The following is a 6,451-nucleotide window of genomic DNA, read 5'->3' as shown; positions in this document are numbered from 1 at the left end:
CCTGCACATAGCCGCGGAGCTGGTCGTTCGTCGCGAGTTTCGCGGCCTTGGGTCGGGCGGCCCGGCGGTCACGGTGCCACTGCGCGAGCGTGGCCCCGGTAGACCATCGTCCCGCCCCGGGTACCGGCGTTACGCCGTAACTCCCGCGACACCGTCGACGCGGGCCGACCCAGCCCCCGAGCGATCTGGCGGATGCTGTCCCCGCGGGCGCGACCCAGCGCGATCTCCTCCCGCTCCGCGAACGACAGATACCGGCCCGAAGGCTCAGGGAAGTCCGAAGGGGGCATCCCGCCACAGTTCCGGAACCACCGGGTCCCGACCACCGGCGACACACCAGCCTCGACACCGGCGTCCTCGCTGCTCAACCCATGCGCGATCGCAGCCCAGAACCGCTGCTCATGCTCCCATCGCGCTACCGGTGGCCGCCCCGGCGACCGCATCCCCGCCCGCCCCGTTACCTTCCGCGTCCAGTCCGCCGGCCGTCCCACTCGCACACCTCCGGATCGAGGTGTTGCGACGACCGGTTGAATTCACCAACTATACGTCTACCCAGTTCGCCGCTACGTTGAAGGAGCTCGGGATTCGCCAGTCCGTTGGCCGGACCGGGATCTGCTACGACAATTCGATGGCCGAATCTTTCTTCGCGACCCTCAAGAACGAACGGGTCCACCGCACTGTCTACCCCACCCGTGAACACGCTCGACGAGACATCGCCCGCTACATAGAACTCCGCTACAACACGACACGTCGCCACTCAGGGCTTGGTTACCGCACCCCACAACAGGCCCACGATGAATACCTGAAAAAGCAGCCAGCTGCATAGATCAGCTTAATAGCAGCTGTCCGGATTCAACGGGGCACACCAGGGGCGTAATATCACCCGTACTCGCCAACCTGTTCATGCACTACGCGTTCGATCTGTTCCTGGCTCGGGATTTCCCGGGTGTGCAGTTCGAACGATATGCGGACGACGCGATTGTGCACTGCGCGTCGGAACAGGAGGCCCGCGTGGTGCTGGCCGCGCTTACCAGCCGGATGGCCGAGGTCGGGTTATGGTTGCACCCGACCAAGACCAAAATTGTGTACTGCAAGGACGGCAGGCGGCGTGGCTCGCACGAGCACACCTCGTTCACGTTCCTGGGGTACACCTTCCGGCCCAGGGGAGCCAGGAGAGCCGACGGGACGATGTTCGTGGGCTTCCAGCCCGCGGTCAGCCCCGAGGCGCTGAAGAAGATGAGCCAGCGGGTCCGCCGATGGCGGATCCACACGCGAACCAGGCACGACCTGAGCGAGCTCGCCGCACTGATCAATCCGGTCGTGGCGGGCTGGATGAACTACTACGGCCGGTTCTACCGGTCGCAGATGTCACCCCTCCTGCAACGCATCAACACCTACCTGATGCGGTGGGCTGGCAAGAAGTACAGACGGCTACGCCCGTTCAAGCGGTTCAGGGCATGGTGGACCGGGCTCCTCGATCGAGAGCCCAGACTGTTCGCGCACTGGGCCTGGGCATCCATGCCGACCGGATCACGGTGAGAAGAGCGGAGTGAACCGAGAGGTTCACGCTCCGTTCTGTGGGAGCCCGGGGGTGCGATCCCCCCGGGCCACCCGACCAGGCCTTGACGGCGCGGACGGTGGCGGCGAGCGAACATGGTTGGCGGATCGCCGCGGCGACCCGGTCACCGGTCGCGCGCGGGTCGTCGGCTCCGGCCAGCAGAACGGCGAACTCATCACCGCCAAGGCGGGCCACGCTGTCCGCCGCTCGCACCGAGTCGGCGAGCCGGCGCGCGGTCGCCCGGAGCAGTTCGTCGCCGCTGGCATGGCCGAGGGTGTCGTTGACGTCCTTGAAGTCGTCGAGGTCGCAGAACAGCAGCGTGAGCGGGGTGCGGTCGCGCTTGTGGCAGGCGACGGCGCGCTCCAACCGGTCAGCGAACAACGCGCGGTTGGCGAGGCCGGTCAACGGATCATGAAACGCGAGGTGGTGCAGCTGCGCTCGGCTTTCCTGGAGGCGCGTGAGCAGGCGGGTATTGTCCGCCAGAATAATCATTTGTCGTATCAGTGCGAGGAACAGCAGGGCCACGGCGCCGTAGATCACGGGGAGACTCAAGGAGTCGGTCGCGGCCTGCACGGCGACGAGCGCGCCGACCCCGGCAACGGGCAGGTACGGCAGGGTGACCGGGACCCACAGGGCGGGCGGCCCCCGCCGGCTCCAGGCGGCGAGGCGGCCTGACGCCGGCGCGGCGACGGCGAGCGCCAGTAGCAGCCGGCCGACGATAAATCCGACGTCGACCGCTGGATGCACGTCCTCCCGGCCGCCGGCGACGCTGTGCAGGTGTGCCGAGTCGACCAGAATGAAGATCATCATGCTGGCGCCGACCAGAGCGAGCGAGCCGGTGCCGCGAGGTCGACGAAACACGGTGAGCAGCATGATCGCGACGAGGAGCACCAGTTTGCCGGCCGTGCCGGCCAGCGTGACGGCCAGATCGCCGGGGCCAAGCCGGTGCTCCAGCTGGGGAACGATGATGGTCGCCGCGCCGAGAAGCACCAGCGATCCGGCGACGAGAAGGCAGTCGAGCAGTGTGATGCCATACCAGGAGCGGTCGCGCTCCGGCGCTCCCAGTGTGCCATCCCGATGCGGCGGCGTCTGGGTGGGGAACGTGAGCAGGCCGGCCAGGGTCAGCGGGTAGATGACTAGATCGCCGGCCGTGCCGATGGGTGCGTCTGGGACAAACACATTGCCGTCGACGGCGTGCGTAACGAACACCACCGCTTTGGTCACGATGATGCTCAGCAGGGCGGCCGAGAGCAGCAGCCGCCATGCGCGCTCGGCTGGCGGGGACCGTCGTGCTGTGATGATGCAGCAGGCCAGGGCGAGGTTCCCGGCGGCCAGCGTCGCGGTCCGGACGGTGAGTTCCGCCGAACTCTCGGGCAGGGCCAACGACAACGCCAGTACCAGCAGGGTGGCCCCGGCGCTTACTGCCGCCAGCCGGCGAAACGCCCGGCGGGACACTGGGCCGGCGGGTGCCGTGGGCCCGCCATGGGTGATCGTCCAGGTGCCCGCGGGCTGCGCCGGCGTGCTCATCTCGTCACCGTCCATCGCCGGCGGACCGTGCTGCCGTCGACCCATCGCTCGTGACATGACGATTTAAGGCGACTCCAGAAGATAGCCGCTGTCAACTCGGCGAGAGCGCTTCAGCTGTTTTCCGTGTCTGGATGGTTCGACCGCGTCCGCCTGTCGCGCCCATTACCAGGCAGCACGACGATCATGATCACGCTGAGTCGTATGCCCGACGCGCCTGCTCGACCTTGTGCAGGTGCGCCTCCGACCAGTCCACCAGCGTCTCGAAGACCGGCACCAGGGAGAGCGCGAGTTCCGTCATCTCGTACTCGACCCGGGGCGGGATCTCGGCATAGTAGGTGCGGGCGACCAGGCCATCCCGCTCAAGCTGGCGTAGCCGCTGAGTCAGCACCTTGGGGCTGATCGTGGGAAGTCGCCGCTCGATCTGATTGAAGCGCTGCCGGCCGTGGTGCCGCAGCACCCACAGGATCGGCGTGGTCCACCGACTGAAGACCAGGTCCACCACCGGGTTGATCGGACAGGGGTCCAGCGACTGGCTGGCGATCGTTCGCTCGGCCACGACACCCTCCCTCGGGCTCAGGCCCCTAATAGTTCCCTCTGAGGAGGTCACTTTCCTCTAGGAACCTACTGTATGGCGGGTGCTAGCTTCGTCCCCGTCGTCGCTGGAAATGGCGGCCTGACCTGCGTTTTCGGCCGCCACGCGGCCGGGCGCTGGGCCACCAGCCACCGCCGTCGCGGGTGGCGGACCTAGGAGCACTCATGAGCATGCCAGCACTGCCACCGCGCACCGGCCACCGTCCTCGCACCGGGCCGGCGGTCCCGCACGAGCAGCTGACACAGCCCAGCCCGCCGCCTGTCCGGGATCAGCTGGTCCGCTGGATGTCGACGCAACTGCCCGGGACCAGGACCGGTGAAAGCGAGATCTCGCTGCCCGGCGCGTTGGCCGTCTTCCTTGACTCCTTCGCCTGCGCCGAGGGCGCCGTGCTGCTGCCGCCGCGCCTGGATGCGGAGCTTGGCCACGTTCATGTCGACGGGAGCCTGCATGTGGCGCTGCCGCGCGACGACCAGGAGGAACTGCTGGCCAAGGGATGGGGCGAGCGCCATCCGCTGTACTCACCGAGCGTCAACGTGGTGATGCTCTACGCCCCTCGGACGGTCGAGGAACTGGACGTGGCACGCTCCGTGCTCGACGCCTCCTACCGCTACGCCATCGGACGGGAGCGGGTGCCCGCCCACCCCTGACTCGCCGCCTGCCCGCGTTGTCGGCGGCGGACCGCCACCAGCCACGCGGGGCGGGCATACGTGCCGTTGCGCCCGGCCCGCCGGGGTCCCCCTCCCCCTCCCCCCGTGCCATCACCCTTGAGTGATCACTTTGCGAGGTGCTCCGTCATGACCGCGTTTTCTGACTTCCCGGGCTCGTTCCGAGGCCCGGTCCTGCGCCCCGGCGACTCCGGCTACGACAGTGCCCGGGAGATCTTTAACCGTCGCGCGATGTCCACGCCGGCCCTGATCGCCCGGTGCGCGGACGCGCAGGACATCCAGACCGCCATGCGGTACGCGGCGCGGAACCGGATGCCGGTGGCGATCCGGGGCGGCGGCCATATGACCGAAGGTTTCGCGGCGCCGCGGGACGCCCTCGTGCTCGATATGTCCCTGTTACGCGCGGTGACGGTTGACCCCGAGCGCCGGCTGGTCCGGGCGCAGCCCGGCGTCCTGCTCGGCGAGTTTGACCGGGCCACGCAGCGCCACGGGCTCGCGACCACGGCGGGGACGGTCACCACGACCGGGGTCGCCGGTCTAACCCTCGGCGGCGGCGTCGGATTTCTCATGCGCCAGTTCGGCGTGACTGTCGACAATCTGGTGAGCTGCGACGTCGTCACGGCCGCAGGTGAGGTCGTCCAGGCCAGCGAGACGGAGAACCCGGACCTCTTCTGGGCACTGCGGGGCGGCGGCGGGAACTTCGGGGTCGTCACCAGCTTCCAGTACCGGGCCCATCAGGTCGGCCCCGAGGTCGTGCGCGGGCGTCTGATCTACCCGATCGACCAGGCCGCCGAGTTGCTGCCGCGGATTGGCGAGTACCTGCACACCGCGCCCCGGGACGTGATGGCCATCCTGGCGCTGGGCACCGGGCCGGACCTGCCGGAGATGCCTGATTCGGTGCGGGCGAAGCCGGCGTTGATCGTGATCCTCGGCTACACCGGTAACCCCGCCATGGCGGATCGGGTACTCGAGCCCCTGGAGAGGTTCGGCAAGCCCGCCGTTCGCCTGATCGAGAAGACGGCCTACACCGTGCTGAACTCGACGCTTGACGTGCTGGCGCCCTGGCAGCGCAGTTGGCACACGACCGGCGGCTACCTGTCCGGGCTGACCGAGGACGTGGCCGTGCTCCTGGTAGAGAAGGCCATCGAGGCGCCCACCCTTGGGCCGACGTCGGCGACCGGCGTCGCGCTGTGGGCCATGGGCGGAGCGGTCGAGGACGTCGCGGAGGAGTCGATGGCCTTCTCCCGGGCCAACGCTGCGTACATCTTCGAGGCGATCGCGAACTGGCAGGACCCCGGCCACGCGGAGCCGCTGACGGGTTGGGTGGACTCGCTGGCGGCGGCGATCCGACCGCACCGCCTCCCCAACGCGTACATCAACCTCGGCGTCGCGGACCGACCCGACTGGCTGCGCGACGCCTACGGTGCCGCGAAGTACCAGCGACTCGTCGAGCTCAAGACCAGGTGGGACCCGGACAACCTGCTGCGCTTCAACAAGAACATCAGCCCGAGCGGATAGCTAGACACCACAAGTAACATGTATTGGTTGACATGTTATGGGTGCTATGAAACGCTCGTCGCCGCGCCTGGCCGCCACCGGACCCGGGCTTGCCGACCTGAGCTCGGCGGTCAGCGCCGCGCGCCGGCCGGCCTGGCCCGCCTCCGAGCGGGCTGATGGCGGCCGGGACACCGGCGACACCAGCCACATCAACGGCAGCCACATCAACGACTGCGACACCAACGGCAGTGACGACATCGACGGGAGAGGCTGGAGCCAGATGATTGTCGTGACGGGCCAAGACGGAACGCGCCACGAGTTCGGCCCCACGGTGGGCAAGGCCCTGATGTGGCAGCTGCGACCGCTGAAGGCTGGCGTTGTCGGCCTCTGCAACGGCAACGCGGCCTGCGGCACGTGCCATGTCTACGTCCGGGAAGACTGGCTGGACCGGCTGCCCGGGCCGGACGAGTACGAACAGGAAATGCTCGGCGAGGTACGACTGCGGCGGTCGAACTCGAGGCTAAGCTGTCAGATCGAGTACGGGCCCGAGCTGGACGGACTGGAGCTTACGGTCGCGCCGCGCGCCTGACCGGGACGGCCCGGCGCCGCGGCCGT

At 68.4% G+C, this 6,451-nt stretch carries 7 protein-coding genes and 1 pseudogene; 5 read left to right on the top strand and 3 right to left on the bottom strand.

The window, feature by feature from the left end:
• Positions 1 to 440: pseudogene (locus tag FREUN1FDRAFT_RS26375) on the bottom strand (transposase); the annotation flags it as partial.
• On the opposite strand from FREUN1FDRAFT_RS26375, the gene FREUN1FDRAFT_RS48225 reads away from it, so the two are divergent.
• Entirely contained in the window at positions 419 to 823 is a 405-nt protein-coding gene (locus FREUN1FDRAFT_RS48225) for an integrase core domain-containing protein (protein WP_369809825.1), read from the top strand. The pseudogene FREUN1FDRAFT_RS26375 and the gene FREUN1FDRAFT_RS48225 overlap by 22 nt on opposite strands.
• Positions 796 to 1,536 carry a group II intron maturase-specific domain-containing protein gene (locus FREUN1FDRAFT_RS26370; protein WP_369809826.1) on the top strand — a complete coding sequence of 247 codons (741 nt, stop codon included), beginning with the start codon at positions 796 to 798 and terminating at the stop codon, positions 1,534 to 1,536. The genes FREUN1FDRAFT_RS48225 and FREUN1FDRAFT_RS26370 overlap by 28 nt, the downstream gene beginning before the upstream one ends.
• On the opposite strand, the gene FREUN1FDRAFT_RS47750 is transcribed toward FREUN1FDRAFT_RS26370, so the two are convergent.
• Both FREUN1FDRAFT_RS47750 and FREUN1FDRAFT_RS26360 read right to left on the bottom strand, forming a co-directional pair.
• Complete coding sequence (locus FREUN1FDRAFT_RS47750) at positions 1,448 to 3,082, bottom strand: GGDEF domain-containing protein (protein ID WP_006543314.1); 1,635 nt, start codon at positions 3,080 to 3,082, stop codon at positions 1,448 to 1,450. The genes FREUN1FDRAFT_RS26370 and FREUN1FDRAFT_RS47750 overlap by 89 nt on opposite strands.
• 187 nt (positions 3,083 to 3,269) lie before the next feature.
• Positions 3,270 to 3,638 carry a helix-turn-helix domain-containing protein gene (locus FREUN1FDRAFT_RS26360; protein WP_006543313.1) on the bottom strand — a complete coding sequence of 123 codons (369 nt, stop codon included), beginning with the start codon at positions 3,636 to 3,638 and terminating at the stop codon, positions 3,270 to 3,272.
• Positions 3,639 to 3,838: 200 nt separating this feature from the next.
• Between FREUN1FDRAFT_RS26360 and FREUN1FDRAFT_RS26355 the strand changes: the two genes are divergently transcribed.
• The 3 genes from FREUN1FDRAFT_RS26355 (at position 3,839) to FREUN1FDRAFT_RS42005 (ending at position 6,425) form a co-directional block, all read left to right on the top strand.
• Positions 3,839 to 4,321, top strand: a complete 483-nt coding sequence (locus tag FREUN1FDRAFT_RS26355; RefSeq protein WP_006543312.1) for a luciferase family protein — start codon at positions 3,839 to 3,841, stop codon at positions 4,319 to 4,321.
• Between the two features lie 147 nt (positions 4,322 to 4,468).
• Positions 4,469 to 5,857 carry an FAD-binding oxidoreductase gene (locus tag FREUN1FDRAFT_RS26350; protein WP_006543311.1) on the top strand — a complete coding sequence of 463 codons (1,389 nt, stop codon included), beginning with the start codon at positions 4,469 to 4,471 and terminating at the stop codon, positions 5,855 to 5,857.
• A gap of 46 nt (positions 5,858 to 5,903) precedes the next feature.
• Positions 5,904 to 6,425 (top strand): 2Fe-2S iron-sulfur cluster-binding protein, encoded by a 522-nt coding sequence (locus tag FREUN1FDRAFT_RS42005; RefSeq protein WP_050796037.1) that lies wholly within the window; start codon positions 5,904 to 5,906, stop codon positions 6,423 to 6,425.
• Positions 6,426 to 6,451 lie beyond the last annotated feature (26 nt).

The sequence above is a fragment of the Parafrankia sp. EUN1f genome, from assembly GCF_000177675.1.
Classification (GTDB): Bacteria; Actinomycetota; Actinomycetes; order Frankiales; family Frankiaceae; genus Parafrankia.
This window is presented reverse-complemented; position numbering and strand designations above follow the sequence as displayed.